We start from the raw sequence: 17,685 nt of genomic DNA on the forward strand, positions 1-17,685 counted from the left end.
AGTCGGCTCGTCAGAACGAGCCGACTCGACGAGGGGTCAGGTGGTGATGAGGGTGAGCAGGCGGGCGGCCTCGGTGGCCATGGCGTCTCGGCCGGGGCCGAGGTAGCGCCGCTGGTCGACCAGCGCGGGATCGGCACCGAGGGTCTCGCGGACCGCGGCGGTGAAGGCCTTGTTGAGCTGGGTCGCGACGTTGATCTTCGTCATCCCGGCGGTGATGGCCGACCTCAGGCCTGCGTCGCTCACGCCGGACGAGCCGTGGAGGACGAGGGGCACCGGGACCGTGCGCCGGAGCTGCGCGATCAGCGCCTCGTCCAGGGCCGCGTCGCGGGTGGTCATCTTGTGGCTCGAGCCGACCGCGACGGCGAGGGCGTCGACGCCGGTGCCGGCGACGAAGGCGGCGGCTTCCTCCGGGTCGGTGCGTACGCCGGGTGCGTGGACGCCGTTCTTGCCGCCGACCTCGCCCAGCTCGGCCTCGACGTGGGCGCCGCGGTCGTGGCAGCGGCGGACGACGGCAGCGGTGCGGGCGAGGTTCTCCTCGTAGGACAGCTGGGAGGCGTCGTACATCACCGACGAGAAGCCGAGGTCGACCGCGATCGCGACCAGGCGCTCGTCGGTCGCGTGGTCCAGGTGGAGCGAGATCGGCATCGCGGCGTTCGACGCGACCGCGATCGCGGCCTGGGCCAGCGGGGCCAGGCCACCGTGGTAGCGCACCGCGTTCTCGCTGATCTGCACGATGACCGGCCGGTTCGCGGTCTCGGCGCCGGCCGCGATCGCCTCGACGGTCTCCAGGTTGATCGCGTTGAAGGCGGCGACACCGCGGCCTTCCGCATAGGCCGTGCTGACGAGCGAGGCAGTGGTGGCGAGGGTCATAGGTGTTCCTGTCCAAGGTGCGAGGCGTGGGCTCTTCTCGTGAACACCGTGCCCGCGAACACCGTGCCCATGAACACCGTGCCCCGAAACAGTTGGTTCGGATGGCCTACGCCAGTTGGCGCGACCTTGTGAATCGATCACAAGGTCAGGCCGACTGCCGTAGGCGACGACTACGGGTGGTGTGGATGCACAGCGGCCGCCGACTCCCTGGGAGGGTCGGCGGCCGTCGTACGAGCCGTGGTTACTTGTTGGCCTTACGAGCCCGCGAAGCAATCTTGGCGCGCTCGTTCTGGTCGAGGATGACCTTGCGGATGCGGATCTGCTCCGGGGTGATCTCGACGCACTCGTCCTCGCGGCAGAACTCCAGGCACTGCTCGAGGGAGAGCTTCTTCGGCGGGATCAGCTTCTCGAAGTTGTCGGAGGTGGCGGACCGGATGTTGGTCTGCTGCTTCTCCTTGGTGATGTTGACGTCCATGTCGTCCTGGCGCGAGTTCTCGCCGACGATCATGCCCTCGTAGACCTCGGTGGTGGGCTCGACGAAGAGGACGCCGCGCTCCTGGAGCGAGGTCATCGCGTAGGCCGAGGCAGCACCGGCGCGGTCGGCGACCAGCGAGCCGTTGTTGCGCGAGCGGATCTCGCCGGCCCACGGGAAGTAGCCCTCGGAGATGTGGTGGGCGATACCGGTGCCGCGGGTCTCGGTGAGGAAGTCGGTGCGGAAGCCGATCAGGCCACGGGAGGGGACGACGAACTCCATCCGGACCCAGCCGGTGCCGTGGTTGGTCATGCCCTCCATGCGGCCCTTGCGGTTGGCGAGCAGCTCGGTGATCGTGCCGAGGAACTCCTCGGGGGCGTCGATGGTGAGGCGCTCGAACGGCTCGTGGAGCTTGCCGTCGACCTCACGGGTGACCACCTGCGGCTTGCCGACGGTCAGCTCGTAGCCCTCGCGACGCATCTGCTCGACCAGGATCGCGAGCGCCAGCTCACCGCGGCCCTGCACCTCCCAGGCGTCGGGACGGTCGGTCGGCAGCACGCGCAGCGACACGTTGCCGATCAGCTCCTGGTCGAGGCGGTCCTTGACCATGCGGGCGGTCACCTTGGCGCCCTTGACCTTGCCCACGAGCGGGGAGGTGTTGGTGCCGATGGTCATCGAGATGGCCGGGTCGTCGACGTGGATCAGCGGCAGCGCGACCGGGTTCTCCGGGTCGGCCAGCGTCTCACCGATCATGATCTCGGGGATGCCCGCGACGGCGACGATGTCGCCGGGGCCGGCCTCCTCGCCGGGCTTGCGCTCGAGACCCTCGGTGATGAGCAGCTCGGTGATGCGTACGTTCTTCGTCTCGCCGTCACGCTTCATCCAGGCGACGTTCTGACCCTTCTTCAGGGTGCCCTGGTGGATGCGGACCAGCGCGAGGCGGCCCAGGAACGGGGAGGCGTCGAGGTTGGTGACGTGGGCCTGCAGCGGCGCGCCGGCGACGTAGGTCGGGGCCGGGATGGTGTCCAGGATCGTGGAGAAGAGCGGCTCGAGGTCCTTGGAGTCGGGCAGGGTGCCGTTCTCCGGCTGCTCGAGGCTCGCCACGCCGGCCTTGCCGGAGGCGTAGATCACCGGGAAGTCGAGGGCGTCCTGGCTGTGGGAGTCGTCGAGCAGGTCCATGAAGAGCTCGTACGTCTCGTCGACGACCTCCTCGATGCGGGCGTCGGGGCGGTCGACCTTGTTGACCACCAGCACGACCGGCATGTCGGCGTTGAGCGCCTTGCGCAGCACGAACCGGGTCTGCGGGAGCGGGCCCTCGGAGGCGTCCACCAGCAGCACGATGCCGTCGACCATCGACAGGCCGCGCTCGACCTCACCACCGAAGTCGGCGTGGCCGGGGGTGTCGATGATGTTGATCGTCATCCCCTCGGGCGCGGACGGCCCGGTGTAGTGGATGGCGGTGTTCTTCGCGAGGATGGTGATGCCCTTCTCGCGCTCCAGGTCACCGGAGTCCATGACGCGGTCCTCGACCGACTCCATGGCGTGCTCGGAGAAGGCACCGGCCTGCTTCAGCATGGCGTCGACCAGCGTGGTCTTGCCGTGGTCGACGTGCGCAACGATGGCGACGTTGCGGAGATTGGCCTTGAGGGTCTCGGACATGTGCGAAGCGGCTCGATTTCTGGCGCGGGACGGGACGACTGATCTTATCCGCCGCGACCTCCTTGACCCGCATCCGGAGATGACGCTTGGCTGAACCCATGACTTCTCGGAAACACGTCTGCCACATCGTGCCCCCCTACCTGATGCAGCGGCTCGACCCCGGTCGTCTCGACCAGGACAACGGTTTCCGTGCCGCACGGGAAGAGCACCTGGCCAGGGTTCTCGCCCAGGTGCCCGCCCCCGAAGCCGGCGGCACGGCTGCGGAGGTGGGGGACTGGACCGTCTACACGGCCGGCAACGGCACCGACCTCCCCGGTGAGAAGGTGCGCGCCGCGGGTGAGCCCGAGTCGGGTGACGAGAGCGTCGACGAGGCCGCGACCGGCATCACCGGCTCGCTGGCCCTCTTCGAGGAGGTCTACGGCCGCGACTCCTATGACGGCCGGGGCGCCGAGGTCGTGATGACCGTCCACTACGACCGCGACTACGCCAACGCCTTCTGGGACGGCACCCAGCTGGTCTTCGGGGACGGCGACGGCAAGATCTTCCAGCGCTTCACCAAGGCCGTCGACGTGATCGGCCACGAGCTCTCCCACGCGGTCACCGAGCACACCGCCGGCCTCGTCTACCAGGGACAGCCCGGTGCGCTCAACGAGTCGATGTCGGACGTGTTCGGCTCCTGTCTCAAGCAGCGGCTTCTCGGTCAGAGCGCCGAGGAGGCCGACTGGATCATCGGCCAGGGCCTCTTCACCGAGTCGGTCCAGGGCGTCGGGCTGCGGAACATGCTCGAGCCCGGGACCGCCTACGACGACCCCGAGCTGGGCAAGGACCCGCAGCCGGCGCACATGGACGACATCTACGACGGCACCGACGACAACGGTGGCGTCCACATCAACTCCGGCATCCCCAACCGCGCCTTCGCCCTCGCCGCCAAGGCGATCGGCGGCAGCTCGTGGGACGGCGCCGGCAAGATCTGGTACGCGGCGCTCACCGGCAGCGCCGTCACCACCGACACCGACTTCGCCGGCTTCGCCGCGGCCACGATCGCGGCGGCCGGCGAGCATGCCGAGGCGGTCACCACCGCCTGGTCCGAGGTCGGCGTCACCCCGGCGTCAGAGGCCCCCGCCACCGACGGTGAGGCGCCGACCGTGGTGAGGGTGCGTCGCAGCGGCGGTTTCCTGGGACGTACGAAGGAGGGGGTCGCCGAGCTGGCGCCCTCGGCCGCCGGGGTGGCCACCGTGCGCAACCTGCTCGCCGGGGGCGGGGCACCGTCGAAGCCGAAGGGTGCCGACCGTTACATCTACGAGTTCGAGGTCGACGGCCGGAGCGTCGTCGTGCACGAGGGCGACCTGACCCCCGACCTGCACGCCCTCGCCGACGAGCTGCTGGAGAAGTAGCTGCTAAGCGGGCAGGGCGTGGTTGAGCGCGGCCTCGACGTGCACGGTGATGGCGTCGAGGATGGGTACGTCGACGTCGCTGGGCCGCACCAGGAGGCTGAGCTCGGAGGCACCGAGGATGACGCCGTCGGAGCCGGCGTCCCACAGCTCGTGGACGACCTCGAGGACGCGCTTGCGTGAGCCCGGCACGACGTTCCGGTGGACGAGCTCCTCGTAGATGATCGAGTCGAGCATCTCGATGTGGAGGGTGTCGGGCAGGTTGACGTCGACGCCGTGGTCGGAGATCCGCTGCGCGAAGAAGTCGTTCTCCACGGTGTAGCGGGTGGCGAGGAAGCCGGCCTTGGTGATGCCGAGCTCCTTGGCCTTCGCGGCGAGCACGTCGGCCAGGTGCAGCACCGGTACGTCGACGGCGGCCGCCACCTCGTCGTAGACCTTGTGGAACGTGGTGGTGCACATCAGGATCAGGTCGGCGCCGCCGGCGACCACGCTCTTCGCGGAGGCGACCAGGATCTCGGCGACCTGGTCCCAGGCCTCCTTCTCCTGCAGCGCCGTCAGCTCGGCCAGGTCGACGGAGGCCAGCACGATCTTGGCGGAGTGGAGACCGCCGAGCCGCTCCTGGACGCCCTTGTTGAGTCCCTCGTAGTAAGCGGCTGTGCTTTCCCAGCTCATGCCGCCGATGAGTCCGATCGTCTGCACTGTTCGAGTGTGACACCGTCGGCTGCTGCGTACTGAATCCTCGGCGTCCCCGGGATGTGGACTAGACCAGGTCAGGGCCCGGATCGGGGCCCGTCAGCCTTCGCGGTGCACCTTGTGCGGGGCGGCCTGGGCGCGCGGCTTGATGACCAGCTCGTCGATGTTGACGTGAGCCGGGCGGGTGGCCATCCAGACGATCGCGTCGGCGATGTCCTCGGCCACCAGCGGGTCCGCGACACCCTGGTAGACCGCGTCGGCCGCGGCCTTGTCGCCGCCGAGACGTACGAGCGAGAACTCCTCGGTCTGCACCATGCCCGGGGCGATCTCCATGATCCGCACCGGCTGGTCGACGATCTCCAGGCGCAGTGCCTCGGTGACCGCCCGGGTGCCGAACTTGGCCGCGTTGTAGCCCGCGCCGCCCTCGTAGGCGCGCCGGCCGGCGATCGAGCCGACGTTGATGATCGCGCCGGCTCCGGAGGCGATCAGGGCGGGCAGCAGCGCCTTGGTCACGCGGGTCAGGCCGACCACGTTGACCTCGAACATCGCCTGCCACTTGGCCAGGTCGGCGTCGGCGACCTTGTCCACGCCGAAGGCGCCGCCGGCGTTGTTGACCAGCAGGTCGAGACGGTCGCCCACCGCTTCGGCGAGCGCGGCGACGGAGTCGTCGGAGGTGACGTCGGTCGCGATCGCGGTGCCGCCGATCTCCGCTGCCAGGGCCTCGATCCGGTCGGCCCGGCGGGCGGCGAGGAAGACGTGGTAGCCCTCCTTGGCGAGCTGGCGAGCGGTGGCGGCGCCGATCCCGCTCGAGGCGCCGGTGACGACAGCGTTCTTGGAGACAGTGTTCTTGAGAGCCACGGAGCCATTCTCTCGTGGGCCGCTCGACATTCGGCACCGGGTCCCACGATCGAAGATCTTCGCGCCGGCGGGAATGACGAGCGGCATCAGCGTGTTGAGAACCTGGATTGGAACTCGACGAGCAAAGGGGCAGGCATGATCCACCGCGTGGCGATGGTGAGTCTGCACACCTCTCCGCTCGACCAGCCCGGCACCGGCGACGCCGGCGGCATGAACGTCTACGTCCTCGAGCTCTCCCGGCGGCTGGCCACCCAGGGCATCGCGGTCGACATCTTCACGCGCGCGACCTCGTCGCGCCTGCCGCAGGTCGTCGAGGCGTACGACGGGGTGGCGGTCCACCACGTCCACGCCGGTCCGTTCGAGGGGCTGGCCAAGGGTGACCTTCCCGGGCAGCTGTGCACGTTCGCGCGTGAGGTGCTCCGCGCCGAGGCGTCCAACCCGCCGGGCTACTTCGACGCCGTGCACTCCCACTACTGGCTCTCCGGCCAGGTCGGGGCGCTCTCCCGCGACCGCTGGGGCGTGCCGCTGGTCCACTCCATGCACACGATGGCCAAGGTCAAGAACGAGGCGCTGGCCGAGGGTGACAGCCCCGAGCCCGAGGCGCGCGTGATCGGCGAGGAGCAGGTCGTCGACGCCGCCGACATGCTGATCGCCAACACCGACCTCGAGGCCAAGCAGCTGATCAACATGTACGACGCCGAGCCCGGTCGTGTCGCCGTCGTGCATCCCGGGGTCGACCTGCGGGTCTTCCGTCCGCGCGGGCGGGCCGCGGCGCGGGCCGCGCTCGGGCTCCCGGCTCGCGCCCACGTGCTCCTCTTCGCCGGTCGCATCCAGCCGCTGAAGGCGCCGGACGTCTTGCTGCGCGCCGCAGCGGTCATGCTCGCCCGCGACCCCTCGCTGCGCCGGTCGCTGGTGGTGCCGATCGTCGGTGGTCCCTCCGGCTCCGGTCTGGAGCACCCGACCGGGCTCGCGGATCTCGCGCACGAGCTGGGCATATCCGACGTCGTCCGGTTCGTCCCGCCGGTGCGCCAGGACGAGCTCGCGCTCTGGTACTCCGCCGCCTCCGTCGTCGCCGTCCCCTCCTACAACGAGTCCTTCGGCCTGGTCGCCGTCGAGGCCCAGGCCTGCGGCACCCCGGTCGTCGCGGCCGCGGTCGGCGGTCTGACCACCGCGGTGCACCACGGCCGCAGCGGGCTCCTGGTCGACGGGCACGACCCGGCCCAGTGGGCCGACGCGCTCACCAACGCCATCTCGTCCCACTCGCGCTGGTCCGCCCTGGCCGACGGCGCCCGCGAACACGCCCAGGACTTCTCCTGGGATCTCACCGCACGCAATACGCTCGAGGTCTACGAAGAGGCCAAGATGCTGATGCGTGAGGAGCTGACAGCGTGAGTGGTGCGCAGGATGAACGCGAAGACGTCGTACGCGGCTGGCTGAAGTCCAACGATCTGACCTGGGACGAGGCGTCGCTGCCGTCGGGCGACCTGGTCTTCTCGTTCTCGTTGCCGGGGGAGCGCAAGCTGCAGACGCCGGTCCGGCTCGACCTGGGGCAGCACGCACTGGGCGTGCATGCCTTCGTCTGCCGCCGCCCCGACGAGAACTTCGAGACCGTCTACCGCTGGCTGCTCGAGCGCAACCTGCGGCTCTACGGGGTGGCGTTCGGGATCGACCGGCTCGGCGACATCTACCTCGACGGCCGGCTGCCGCTGGCGATGGTCTCGAGCGACGAGCTCGACCGGCTGCTCGGCTCGGTCCTGACGTACGCGGACGAGTCCTTCAACACCATCCTCGAGCTCGGCTTCGCCTCCTCGATCCGCAAGGAGTGGGAGTGGCGCAAGCTGCGTGGTGAGTCCACCGCCAACCTCGAGGCGTTCCGGGGTTGGCTCGAGGCCGGCGAGGACGAGGCGAAGGACTAACGCGGCTGGCGGCGGGTGATCAGCACACCCGCGATGCACATCGCGCCACCGAGGAAAGCGAGCGCGGGCGGCACCTCGTCGAGCAGCAGCCAGGCCATCAGCGCGGTGATGAACGGGACCAGGAACGTGGTCTGCGCGAACTTGCCCGCGTCGGAGTGGGAGAGCGCGTAAGCCCAGGTCACGAACGCCAGGGCGCTCGGGAAGAGGCCCAGGTAGACGATCCAGCCGAGGTTGGTCGCGCTGATGTCGGGGATGGTCGTGGCCAGCTCGCCGGCCCAGGGCAGGCAGACGACGAGGCCGACCGTGGCGTACCAGAACGTCAGCAGCAGCGCGCTCATCGTCGGCAGCAGCTTCTTCTGGGTGAGCACGCCGACCGCGAAGGTGAGCGCCGCGACGACCGAGAGCGCGACGCCGATCCAGTCGCCGGTGTCACCGTTGGCCGAGGCGCGGCCGATGACGACCACACCCGCGAACCCGACGCCGGTGCCGATCAGGATCCACCTGTGGATCCGCTCCTTGAGCACGAGCCCCGCCAGCAGCGCCACCACGATCGGTCCGACCTGCACGATCAGCGCGGCCGTGGCCGCATCGATCCGGCGCTCGGACTCGTTGAGCGCCAGGTTGTAGATCCCCAGCCACGACGCACCGCCCAGCGCGACCAGCGGCCACTCCCGCCGCGTCGGCAGCCGGAACCCGCCCTTGATCGCGAGGTAGACACCCAGCGCCGCCACCATCACCTCCAGGCGTCCCAGCGACAGGCTCCCCGGCGGCACCGAGTCGCCGAGATGGCGGATCCCCACGAACGCCGACGCCCACAGCACCAGCGTGATCCCGCAGGCCACCAGTGGCTTCCAGAGCGGTGTCGTCGTCGCGGGTGCGGGTGTCGGTGCGGGTGTGGGGGTGGAGCCGATCGTCGTCGTCACGGTAAAAGGCTAAAGACCAATACGCATCCGGGCGAGCGGATAACGGTCATCGATGTTCGACATCCCGCCATCCCGCTCCCGCCGAGGCGTCACCCGCGTCGCCCGAGACGTCACCCGCGTCGCCCGAGACGTCAATCGCTGCCCATTCGGCCGACCGGGGTGACGCTTCGGCCGACGGGGGTGACGCTTCGGCCGAGGGGTGACGCTGCTGAGTGGTCAGCCGCGGAAGGTTCGTCGGTACGCGGTGGGGGTGACGCCGAGGGCGGCGTGGAAGTGGAGGCGGAGCGACTGGGCGGTGCTGAGGCCGCAGCGGGCGGCGACCTGATCCATCGAGAGGTCGGTGGTCTCCAGGAGCGTGCGGGCGAGCTCGATGCGCTGACGCTGCAGCCAGCGGCCCGGGGAGTCGCCGGTCTCGTCGCGGAACCGCCTCGTGAAGGTACGCACCGACATCGAGACCTGGGCCGCCATCGTCTCCAGGGTGAGGGGCTGGTCGAGATGGTCGAGCGCCCAGGCGGTCGCGGCCGAGATGCCGGTGTCGCCCGGGACAGGTGCGTGGTGCCGGATGAACTGCGCCTGGCCGCCGTCGCGATGGGGAGGTACGACCGTTGCCCGGGCGACGCGGTTGGCGACCGCGGCGCCGTGGTCGCGGCGTACGACGTGCAGGCAGAGGTCGACGCCGGAGGCCACGCCGGCGGAGGTGAGGATGTCGCCGTCGTCGACGAAGAGTACGTCAGGGTCCAGCTTGACCTGCGGAAACAGTGTCCGGAAGTCGTCGGTGTGCGCCCAGTGGGTCGTCGCCGGGCGGCCGTCGAGGAGGCCCGCGGCGGCGAGCGCGAAAGCGCCGGTGCAGATCGACATGATCCGGGTGCCGGGCCGGATCATGTCGAGGGCTTCCTTCAGCGGTGCCGTCGGGACCCCGTCGGACACGGTCGGGTAGTCGCGGCCGAACTTCGGGATCACCACCGTGTCCGCGGTCGCCAGCGCCTCGGGCCCGTGCGGCGCGAGCACGACGATGTCCGAGTCGGACTGCACCGGTCCGGGGCCGTCGGTGGTGCAGGTGACGACCTCGTACAGCGGCCGGTCCTGGCTGTCGCGGGCCTTGCCGAAGATCCGGTGGGGGATGCCGGCCTCGAACGGGATGAACCCGTCCTGGATCAGCACCACGACCCGGTGAGGAGAAGGACCTCGTACGTCACCCATGGCTGGATCTTATCGATAGATGTCAATCAGGCCACTGTCGGGAGCGGCGCGCACACGGAAGGATCACCCTCATGACCCTTCGACAGGCTCAGGACAACGCCCAGACGACGACCCCGCCGCCTGCCGGCCGCATCTCCGCGCGCCGCCCGCGTATCCACCCCGCCTGGTGGGTGGCCGCCATCGCCTTCGTGACCATCGTCGGAGCCGCCGCCTTCACCGCCGCCCCGGGCCTGCTGGTCGGTCCGCTGCACGAGGAGTTCGGCTGGTCGCGGGGCACGATCGGGGCCGGGATCACGCTGCAGCTCGCGCTCTACGGCCTGACCGCGCCGTTCGCCGCCGCCCTGATGGACCGCTTCGGGATCCGTCCGGTGGTCGCCGTCGCGCTCACCATGATCACTCTCGGCTCGCTCGGCACCATCTGGATGAGCGAGTCGTGGCAGTTCGTCCTCGGCTGGGGTGTCTTGGTCGGCGGTGGCAGCGGGTGCATGGCGCTCGCCTTCGGTGCCACCATCACCACGCGCTGGTTCGTCAGGCGCCAGGGTCTGGTCAGCGGTCTGCTGACCGCCGGCGGCGCCTCGGGGCAGCTCATCTTCCTGCCGGTGCTGGCGATCCTGATCGGGGAGTTCGGCTGGCGAGCCGCCTCGGTCACCATCGCCCTGGTCGCCGCCGCGGTCATCCCGTTCGTGCTGCTCCTGCTCCGCGACTACCCGGTCGACGTCGGCCTGGCCCCCTACGGCGCCTCCCAGATCGTGCCGCGGCCCGCGCCCGCGACCGGCGCCGCGCTACGGACCGTGCGTGTGCTCGGGACGGCGATGCGTACGAAGGCCTTTTGGCTCCTCGCCGGCGCCTTCGCGATCTGCGGGATCACCACGAACGGGCTGATCAGGACCCACTTCGTACCCGCCGCGCACGACCACGGGATGGCCACCGTCGCGGCCGCCTCGCTGCTCGCCGTGATCGGCATCTTCGACGTCGCCGGGACGATCTTCTCCGGCTGGCTCACCGACCGGTTCAACCCGGTCGTCCTGCTCGGCGTCTACTACTCGCTCCGCGGCATCTCGCTGATCTTCCTGCCGATGCTGCTGGCGCCCGAGGTGCACATCCCGATGGTCTTCTTCATCGTCTTCTACGGCCTCGACTGGGTCGCCACCGTGCCGCCCACCCTCGCGCTGTGCCGCGAGGTCTGGCCCGAGGACGCCCCGATCGTCTTCGGCTGGGTCCTCGCCTCCCACCAGGTCGGCGCCGGCCTGGTCGCCTGGGTCGGCGGCGTCGTCCGCGACGTCACCGGCTCCTACGACCTGGTCTGGTACGCCGCCGGCGCGCTCTGCGCTGCCGCCGCACTGATGTCGCTGGTGGTGCCGCGGAACCCCGTGGCGGAGACGCGGATGACTTCGGCCTGAATCAGCGGTACAGGACGACTACGGCGCGTGGGAGACCACCATGTCGTTGGAGGTGTAGAGCCGTCCGAGGTAGGCATCGAGCTGTGTGACGACACCGCTGCTGGTGCTCGACAGGTGCACGACTCCCTGGAAGGTCGCGCTGGTCTCTCCTGCGGGGATGATCACCTCGCTGGGCACCTTGAACGAGCTGGCTTCCGAGATGAGGGGAACCGGCGTGTCGACGGCGGAAACTCCGGTCAGCGTGACCGTGCCGGTGAAGGGTACGTCGCTGGTGGCCCTGTCCGGCAGCGTGATGGCCGCCAGCCCGGGCTGCAGGACGATCGGGACGTCGTAGGTGTGTTCCGACGTGGTCAGGTGGAGCGTGACCGGCGTGGTCTCGGTGACCTCCGCGATGTCGAAGACGAGTCCGCCGGCGGTCTGGCCGGGTTGGAACACGGCCGGTTCGAACGTGAGCAGCGACGAGTCCGAGGACGCGGTGACTGTCACGCCGTCGGGGCCGGCAGGGCGCCCGATGTCGATAAAGGACGCTGCCCGTCCACCGCCGTAGAAGGTCTGCTTGCTCAGTGCGATCGGGTCCCCGGGCCGGAAGTTCCGCTGGATGAGGACGGTGTCGGTTCGCTGCTGGCTCCCGAAGGTCGCGGTGACGCGTACCTCGGTGTCCTCGGGAGGCGCGGTGATGGTCTGGGTGGTCTGCGCGAAACTGTCGCCCTTGGCGACTGTCAGGCTCGAGGGGAGCGGGAGCAGCGGATCGCTCGACTCCAGCCGAACCACGGTGTCCGCGACCGCTGCCAGTCCCAGCTTGACCCGCGCACCTACGTTCCGTGTTCCGTTGTCATCCATCCACGTGCTCAAGGCGGTCGACTCGAGCCCCGGGTGCACCGACAACTCGAAGTTGTGCGCCCACCCTCCCAGGTCGGGGCCAACGCTCAGAAGCGACTCGATGAGATTGCCCGGGGTGTCGACGCTGGTGCCATCGGCAACGGTCACCGGAACGCCGAGGCTCGCCTTGCCTGCAGGAACGAGAACCCGGCTCGGCACCTTGACGTGCGAGTTGCTGCTGCCCAGATAGACGTAGCGCGAGATGTCGAGCGCGCACGGCTGCTTGAGCGTGACCGTGGTCGGCTTCGTGCCGGCATAGATCACGCTGGACGTCGCCCGTGAGGACGGCATGCACAGCTCGGGGTTCGCCGTCGCGACGAAGCTGTCCGACAGCCACCGAGTCGATCCGGCCTTGCGAACCTTCACCGTCGCGTTGAGCCGGTTGGTGCGCGCCCGCGCCGTCACCAGGAAGGTGGCGCTCGGCCGGTCCCTGAGGATCCAGATGTCTCCGGAGCTGTGTGCGATCGTCCCTTCGGTCGTCGAGACGACCAGGCGGATCGACTTGGTCGAGCGGCAGGCGAGCCGGGCAACGGCCTTGGTCGCGCTTCCGCTGACGATCGTGGTGGGGCTGACGGTCAGGCTGCTCAGCGGCGGACTCGCGCAGTACGCGTACCTGCGGGTGAGGGCGGTAGCAACCGTGCGACCGTTGTACGTCGCACTCACCGAGCCGCGGGTCGTGATCGCGGTGAGTCGGGTGCCCACCGTGAAAGTCCGGGTGCGATGCCCGCTCCTGACATAGACCGAGGACGGTACGACGATCCCCGACGTCGCCTTCACCGCTACCAGCTTTCGGGTGCGGGGCACACACGAGAGCGTCACTGTCGCCGTGGTCGACCGACCCGCCGTGACGGTGCTCCGTGCCACGGTGATCTTCGAGAGCTGCGGGCTGCTGCAGGCTGCGTTCGCGGGCGAGGCGGTGGTGCCGACCGGCAGGAGGACGGCGACCACGAGAGCGATCAGGAGCGGCAGGCGACGCAACACGACGTACTTTCCGTTAGGCGCCGCGGGCTGCGGGCAGGCAGAGGAATCCTAAGCACCGGATGCGGACCGGGACATGGCCCGAACGGGCTACCCTTCGGCGGCCACCATCGCCTCGAAAAGCACCGTGACACGCCGAGGGTTCGGCGTGTCACGAACGGATCCGGGCGGCAGATGGCCGGTTACAGATCGAGCTTGTAGCCCAGCCCTCGCACGGTGACCAGGAACTTCGGCTCGGACGGGTCCGGCTCGAGCTTGGCGCGCAGGCGCTTGACGTGTACGTCGAGGGTCTTGGTGTCGCCGACGTAGTCGGAGCCCCAGACGCGGTCGATGAGCTGGCCGCGGGTCAGGACCCGGCCGGGGTTGCGCAGGAACATCTCGAGGAGCTCGAACTCTTTGAGCGGGAGGCGCTGCTCGTTGCCGTCGACGGTCACGACGTGGCGCTCGACGTCCATCCGGACGGGTCCGGCCTCGAGGGTGGCGGGGGCGGTGTCGGGCTCGGTGCCGCGCCGGAGGACGGCGCGGATCCGGGCGACGAGCTCGCGCGGGGAGTAGGGCTTGGTGACGTAGTCGTCGGCGCCGAGCTCGAGCCCGACGACCTTGTCGACCTCGTCGTCCTTGGCGGTCACCATGATGACCGGGACGGACGAGGTGGCCCGGATCTGCCGGCACACCTCGGTGCCGGAGAGACCGGGGAGCATCAGGTCGAGCAGCACGATGTCCGCGCCGTTGCGGTCGAATTCCTTCAGAGCGTCGGTGCCGTCCTCGGCGACGGCGACCTCGAAGCCCTCCTTGCGGAGCATGTAGGACAGCGCCTCGCTGTAGCTGGCTTCATCTTCGACGACGAGTACCCGGGTCACGGGCGTTCCTCCTTGCTTGTGCCGGACTGCCCGGCAGTTGGTAGGTGCTGGGGCAGCGTGAGGGTGAAGGTGGAACCCTGACCCTCTTGCGACCAGACCTTGACCTCGCCACCGTGCGTGGCAGCGACGTGCTTGACGATCGAGAGGCCGAGCCCGGTGCCACCGGTGGAGCGGTGGCGCGCCGGGTCGACGCGGTAGAAGCGTTCGAAGATCCGGTCGATCTCCGTGGACGGGATGCCGATGCCCTGGTCGACCACCGAGATCTCCACGGAGCCGTCGGTCGCGCGGGTCGAGACGGTCACGGTCGAGCCGGGGTCGGAGTACGCCACGGCGTTGGAGACCAGGTTGGTGACCGCGGTCGAGACCTGCTCGTCGTTGCCGAAGACGTGCAGCCCGGCGGTGCCGGCGCTGACCACGTTGATGCCCTTGGCGCTGGCGTCGACGGTCGAGCTGTCGATGGCAGCCGCGATGACCTTGTCGACGTCGACGGCCACCGGTGCCTCCAGGGGCTCGTCGCCCTGGAGCCGGGAGAGCTCGATGATCTGCTGGACGAGCTCGGTCAGGCGCTCGGACTCGGTGATCATCCGGTGCGAGAAGCGGCGTACGGCCTCGGGGTCGTCGGAGGCCTCGGTGACCGCATCGGCCAGGACCCTGATCGCGCCGACCGGAGTCTTGAGCTCGTGGCTGACGTTGGCGACGAAGTCGCGGCGTACGGCCTCGACGCGGCGCTCCCGGGTGCGGTCCTCGACCAGGGCGAGGGCCAGGCGCGTGCCGAGCGGGGCGACCCGGGCGGTGACGTGCCGCGAGGCCCCGTTGGCGCGCGAGATCACCAGCTCGGTCTCGCGGATCTGACCGTCACGACGCACGCCGTGGACGAGCTCGGTGAGCTCCGGCGAGACCAGCGAGGTGCCGCGCACCAGGCCCAGGGCGTACGCCGGGGCGCTGGCCTTGAGCACGGTGTCGTCCTCGTCCACGACGACCGCGCTGCTGCGCAGGACCGAGAGGACGGCGGCGACCTCGGAGGGAACCTTGGGCGGCTCGACCTCGGGAATCCGGTGCCGGGAACGCTCGCTCATCGCCCACGCAAGGACCGCCGCTCCGGCGACGACCGCGCCGAGGAGCGCAGCAAGAAAGGCCTGCGTCGTCGAGTCCACACGATCAGGGTAAGCCCATCAAACACCCAAACTTCGCCTCTGGACGTCTCCGCGCCGAACGTTCACCATCGGTTCACTCGGGATGGAGATCCGTACATGTCGGGTGTCTAGGATCAGGTTCATGCGTGCTGCTTTCCATGACGATCTCGATGCCATCTTCACCGATCTCACCAGTGTCTGTGAGCTGGTGAGCGTGGCAGTACGGGACGCCACCACCGCTCTTCTCGAGGCCCGCAACGACCTCGCCGAGCAGGTGATCGACAAGGATGCCGAGATCGACGACGCCCGCGAGCGCATCGAGGAGAACGCCCTCGAGCTGCTCGGCCTGCAGTCCCCGGTGGCCGGCGACCTCCGTGTCGTCGTCGCCGCGCTGCGGATGATCTCCGACCTCGAGCGGATGGGCGACCTCTCCGTCCACGTCGCCAAGATCGCCCGGCTGCGTACGCCGAACAAGGCTGTTCCCGAGCTGGCTCAGCCGACCATCGCCAGGATGGCGGAGGTGGCCGAGCAGATGGTCGAGCGCACCTGCCAGATCCTGCGCGACCGCGATGTCGCCGCGGCCCAGGACCTGGTCGCCGACGACGACGAGATGGACCGGCTGCGGCGCAAGTCGTTCGCCGAGCTCCTGGGTCAGGACTGGACCCACGGCGTCGAGCCCGCCGTCGACGTGGCCCTCCTGGGTCGCTACTACGAGCGCATCGCCGACCACGCGGTCACGGTGGCCAACCGGGTCGTCTTCGTGGTGACCGGCGAGGTCCCCGCCGACTCCTGAGCCGGCCAGGGATACCCGGTCGACCGGGTATCCCTGGGCTTGACGGGCACTGAAACACCCGTCAAGCCCACGAAGTGCCCGTCAAGTACCTACTGCTTGCCCTGGTTGGCGACAGCCTCGGCCGCGGCGGCCGCAGCCTCGGGGTCGAGGTAGGTGCCGCCGGGAACGGTCGGCTTCAGCGACTCGTCGAGCTCGTAGACCAGCGGCTGGGCCGTCGGGATGTTGAGCTTGGCGATCTCGGTGTCGGAGATGTTGTCGAGGTGCTTGACCAGCGCACGCAGGCTGTTGCCGTGAGCGGTGACCAGAACGGTCTTGCCGGTCTGGAGGTCGGGCACGATCGCCGACTCCCAGTAGGGGATCATCCGGGCGACGACGTCCTTGAGGCACTCGGTGGCGGGCACCTCGATGTCGGCGTAGCGCGGGTCGCCGGCCTGGGAGAACTCGGAGTCGGCCTCGATCGGCGGGGGCGGGACGTCATAGGAACGACGCCACAGCTGGAACTGCTCCTCGCCGAACTTCTTCAGCGTCTCGGACTTGTTCTTGCCCTGCAGCGCGCCGTAGTGGCGCTCGTTGAGGCGCCAGTCGCGCCGCACCGGGATCCAGTGGCGATCGGCGGTGTCGAGGGCGATGTTGGCGGTGTTGATCGCGCGGCGCAGCAGGCTGGTGTGGACCAGGTCGGGAAGGATCCCGGCCTCGGTGAGCAGCTTGCCGCCGTTGACAGCCTCGGCCCGGCCCTTGTCGGTCAGGTCGACGTCGACCCAGCCGGTGGACAGGTTGAGCGCGTTCCACTTGCTCTCGCCGTGGCGCAGGAGGACGAGCTTGTAGGTCATCAGTGCTCTTCCTCGGCGCCGGGCAGGGCGGCCGCGGGGAACTCGCACGAGTAGGGGTCCTCGGAGACGGAGCCCGCGGACTCGGCGTGCGCCTCGGTCTCGGTGGCCTGCTCGCCCTCGGAGGCGGTGTCGGCCGGAAGCGTCGAGGCCTCCTCGCCGGTGGCCCCCTCGGCGCCCTCGGACGCCTGGGTCTCCGCGTTCTTGCCCTTCTTGCCGGGCTTCTCGGTCTCGCCGGCGGCGGCGACGACGTCGGCGTACGGACCGCACTGGGTGACCACCGGGACGGAGATCGTCTTCTCCTCGCCCTCGGAGAAGGTGAAGGTCATCGGGATGCTGTCGCCCGGCTTGAAGTCGCCGGTGACCGCGATGCCACCGTTGGCCGGGTCGGCCAGGTTGATGATGCCGACGGTGGGCAGCTCGATCGGGGTGAACGACTCCGGCGTGACCGTCTCGGTGGCATCGGCCGCCGTGGCGATCGAGGTGACCGACGGCATCTCCTTGCCGTGGACAGCCGGGTTGATCGCCGGGTCGAGCGAGAAGGTGCCGACCAGGACGCCGGAGCCTTCCTGAGCGGTCACGATGCGAGCCGCGTTGATCCGGATGGCACCGTCGAGCGTCGTGCCGCCGTGGCTGATCTCGTTGGGCCGGTCGGTCGCGTAGTCGAAGCTGTTGCAGGCGCTCAGCGCGGGCACACCGAGGGCCACGAGGGCGCCCACCATTGCGAGCCTCTTCTGCATAACCTTGGTCGTCACGCGCGACACTCTATCCGCCCGATCCGGCGATATCGGAAAAGGGTCAGGCTCGCAGGTCAGGCACCGGTCCCGCACCGG

16 protein-coding genes are annotated in these 17,685 nt (G+C 69.5%); 5 read left to right on the top strand and 11 right to left on the bottom strand.

The window, feature by feature from the left end:
* Window positions 1–36 precede the first annotated feature (36 nt).
* Together UG56_RS20025 and typA are read right to left on the bottom strand one after the other, a co-directional pair.
* Complete coding sequence (locus UG56_RS20025; RefSeq protein WP_045548365.1) at window positions 37–870, bottom strand: class II fructose-bisphosphate aldolase; 834 nt, start codon at window positions 868–870, stop codon at window positions 37–39.
* 241 nt (window positions 871–1,111) lie between these two features.
* Window positions 1,112–3,001, bottom strand: coding sequence for a translational GTPase TypA (typA, locus tag UG56_RS20030; RefSeq protein WP_045548364.1), 1,890 nt, complete (start codon window positions 2,999–3,001; stop codon window positions 1,112–1,114).
* Between the two features lie 98 nt (window positions 3,002–3,099).
* On the opposite strand from typA, the gene UG56_RS20035 reads away from it, so the two are divergent.
* Window positions 3,100–4,395, top strand: a complete 1,296-nt coding sequence (locus UG56_RS20035; protein ID WP_045548363.1) for a M4 family metallopeptidase — start codon at window positions 3,100–3,102, stop codon at window positions 4,393–4,395.
* Window positions 4,396–4,398: 3 nt separating this feature from the next.
* On the opposite strand, the gene UG56_RS20040 is transcribed toward UG56_RS20035, so the two are convergent.
* Together UG56_RS20040 and UG56_RS20045 are read right to left on the bottom strand one after the other, a co-directional pair.
* Window positions 4,399–5,091: an aspartate/glutamate racemase family protein gene (locus UG56_RS20040; RefSeq protein ID WP_045548362.1), complete on the bottom strand. Its 693-nt coding sequence runs from the start codon at window positions 5,089–5,091 to the stop codon at window positions 4,399–4,401.
* Between the two features lie 93 nt (window positions 5,092–5,184).
* Window positions 5,185–5,973 (bottom strand): SDR family NAD(P)-dependent oxidoreductase, encoded by a 789-nt coding sequence (locus tag UG56_RS20045; protein WP_045548377.1) that lies wholly within the window; start codon window positions 5,971–5,973, stop codon window positions 5,185–5,187.
* Between the two features lie 105 nt (window positions 5,974–6,078).
* Here UG56_RS20045 and mshA point away from each other — a divergent pair, with 105 nt between their 5' ends.
* Window positions 6,079–7,335 carry a D-inositol-3-phosphate glycosyltransferase gene (gene mshA, locus UG56_RS20050; RefSeq protein ID WP_052693454.1) on the top strand — a complete coding sequence of 419 codons (1,257 nt, stop codon included), beginning with the start codon at window positions 6,079–6,081 and terminating at the stop codon, window positions 7,333–7,335.
* Window positions 7,332–7,859: a YbjN domain-containing protein gene (locus tag UG56_RS20055; protein WP_045548361.1), complete on the top strand. Its 528-nt coding sequence runs from the start codon at window positions 7,332–7,334 to the stop codon at window positions 7,857–7,859. The genes mshA and UG56_RS20055 overlap by 4 nt, the downstream gene beginning before the upstream one ends.
* Here the strand turns inward: UG56_RS20055 and UG56_RS20060 are convergent.
* Window positions 7,856–8,782 (bottom strand): DMT family transporter, encoded by a 927-nt coding sequence (locus UG56_RS20060; RefSeq protein ID WP_256206785.1) that lies wholly within the window; start codon window positions 8,780–8,782, stop codon window positions 7,856–7,858. The two genes, UG56_RS20055 and UG56_RS20060, sit on opposite strands and share 4 nt — an antisense overlap.
* Window positions 8,783–8,998: 216 nt before the next feature.
* Window positions 8,999–9,982, bottom strand: a complete 984-nt coding sequence (locus tag UG56_RS20065; protein ID WP_045548360.1) for a GlxA family transcriptional regulator — start codon at window positions 9,980–9,982, stop codon at window positions 8,999–9,001.
* Between the two features lie 71 nt (window positions 9,983–10,053).
* Here UG56_RS20065 and UG56_RS20070 point away from each other — a divergent pair, with 71 nt between their 5' ends.
* A complete protein-coding gene (locus tag UG56_RS20070) occupies window positions 10,054–11,382 on the top strand; it encodes an MFS transporter (RefSeq protein ID WP_045548359.1) in 1,329 nt (442 codons plus the stop codon).
* An 18-nt stretch (window positions 11,383–11,400) separates the two neighbouring features.
* Here the strand turns inward: UG56_RS20070 and UG56_RS20075 are convergent, their stop codons facing one another.
* From UG56_RS20075 to UG56_RS20085, 3 genes are all read right to left on the bottom strand, one after another.
* Complete coding sequence (locus tag UG56_RS20075; protein ID WP_143055124.1) at window positions 11,401–13,065, bottom strand: hypothetical protein; 1,665 nt, start codon at window positions 13,063–13,065, stop codon at window positions 11,401–11,403.
* 356 nt (window positions 13,066–13,421) lie between these two features.
* Window positions 13,422–14,099, bottom strand: coding sequence for a response regulator transcription factor (locus UG56_RS20080; protein WP_071327220.1), 678 nt, complete (start codon window positions 14,097–14,099; stop codon window positions 13,422–13,424).
* On the bottom strand, window positions 14,096–15,253 hold the full coding sequence (locus UG56_RS20085) for a sensor histidine kinase (protein ID WP_045548357.1): 1,158 nt from the start codon (window positions 15,251–15,253) through the stop codon (window positions 14,096–14,098). Before UG56_RS20085 ends, UG56_RS20080 begins: the two co-directional genes overlap by 4 nt.
* A 121-nt stretch (window positions 15,254–15,374) precedes the next feature.
* Between UG56_RS20085 and phoU the strand changes: the two genes are divergently transcribed.
* Entirely contained in the window at window positions 15,375–16,025 is a 651-nt protein-coding gene (gene phoU, locus UG56_RS20090) for a phosphate signaling complex protein PhoU (RefSeq protein WP_045548356.1), read from the top strand.
* Between the two features lie 89 nt (window positions 16,026–16,114).
* On the opposite strand, the gene UG56_RS20095 is transcribed toward phoU, so the two are convergent.
* Window positions 16,115–16,855, bottom strand: a complete 741-nt coding sequence (locus UG56_RS20095; RefSeq protein ID WP_045548355.1) for a phosphoglyceromutase — start codon at window positions 16,853–16,855, stop codon at window positions 16,115–16,117.
* On the bottom strand, window positions 16,855–17,607 hold the full coding sequence (locus UG56_RS20100) for a hypothetical protein (protein WP_143055125.1): 753 nt from the start codon (window positions 17,605–17,607) through the stop codon (window positions 16,855–16,857). The genes UG56_RS20095 and UG56_RS20100 overlap by 1 nt, the downstream gene beginning before the upstream one ends.
* Between the last annotated feature and the right edge of the window lie 78 nt (window positions 17,608–17,685).

Origin of the sequence: Nocardioides luteus (genome assembly GCF_000960475.2) — a bacterium.
Lineage (GTDB): Bacteria > Actinomycetota > Actinomycetes > Propionibacteriales > Nocardioidaceae > Nocardioides > Nocardioides luteus_A.

What these genes read in the sequence shown, in the direction of transcription:
- mshA (WP_052693454.1), top strand. Translation starts at nt 6,079, where the DNA reads ATGATCCACCGCGTGGCGATGGTGAGTCTGCACACCTCTCCGCTCGAC.
- phoU (WP_045548356.1), top strand. Translation starts at nt 15,375, where the DNA reads ATGCGTGCTGCTTTCCATGACGATCTCGATGCCATCTTCACCGATCTC.
- UG56_RS20095 (WP_045548355.1), bottom strand. Translation starts at nt 16,855, where the DNA reads ATGACCTACAAGCTCGTCCTCCTGCGCCACGGCGAGAGCAAGTGGAAC.
- UG56_RS20070 (WP_045548359.1), top strand. Translation starts at nt 10,054, where the DNA reads ATGACCCTTCGACAGGCTCAGGACAACGCCCAGACGACGACCCCGCCG.
- typA (WP_045548364.1), bottom strand. Translation starts at nt 3,001, where the DNA reads ATGTCCGAGACCCTCAAGGCCAATCTCCGCAACGTCGCCATCGTTGCG.
- UG56_RS20025 (WP_045548365.1), bottom strand. Translation starts at nt 870, where the DNA reads ATGACCCTCGCCACCACTGCCTCGCTCGTCAGCACGGCCTATGCGGAA.
- UG56_RS20065 (WP_045548360.1), bottom strand. Translation starts at nt 9,982, where the DNA reads ATGGGTGACGTACGAGGTCCTTCTCCTCACCGGGTCGTGGTGCTGATC.
- UG56_RS20045 (WP_045548377.1), bottom strand. Translation starts at nt 5,973, where the DNA reads ATGTCGAGCGGCCCACGAGAGAATGGCTCCGTGGCTCTCAAGAACACT.
- UG56_RS20035 (WP_045548363.1), top strand. Translation starts at nt 3,100, where the DNA reads ATGACTTCTCGGAAACACGTCTGCCACATCGTGCCCCCCTACCTGATG.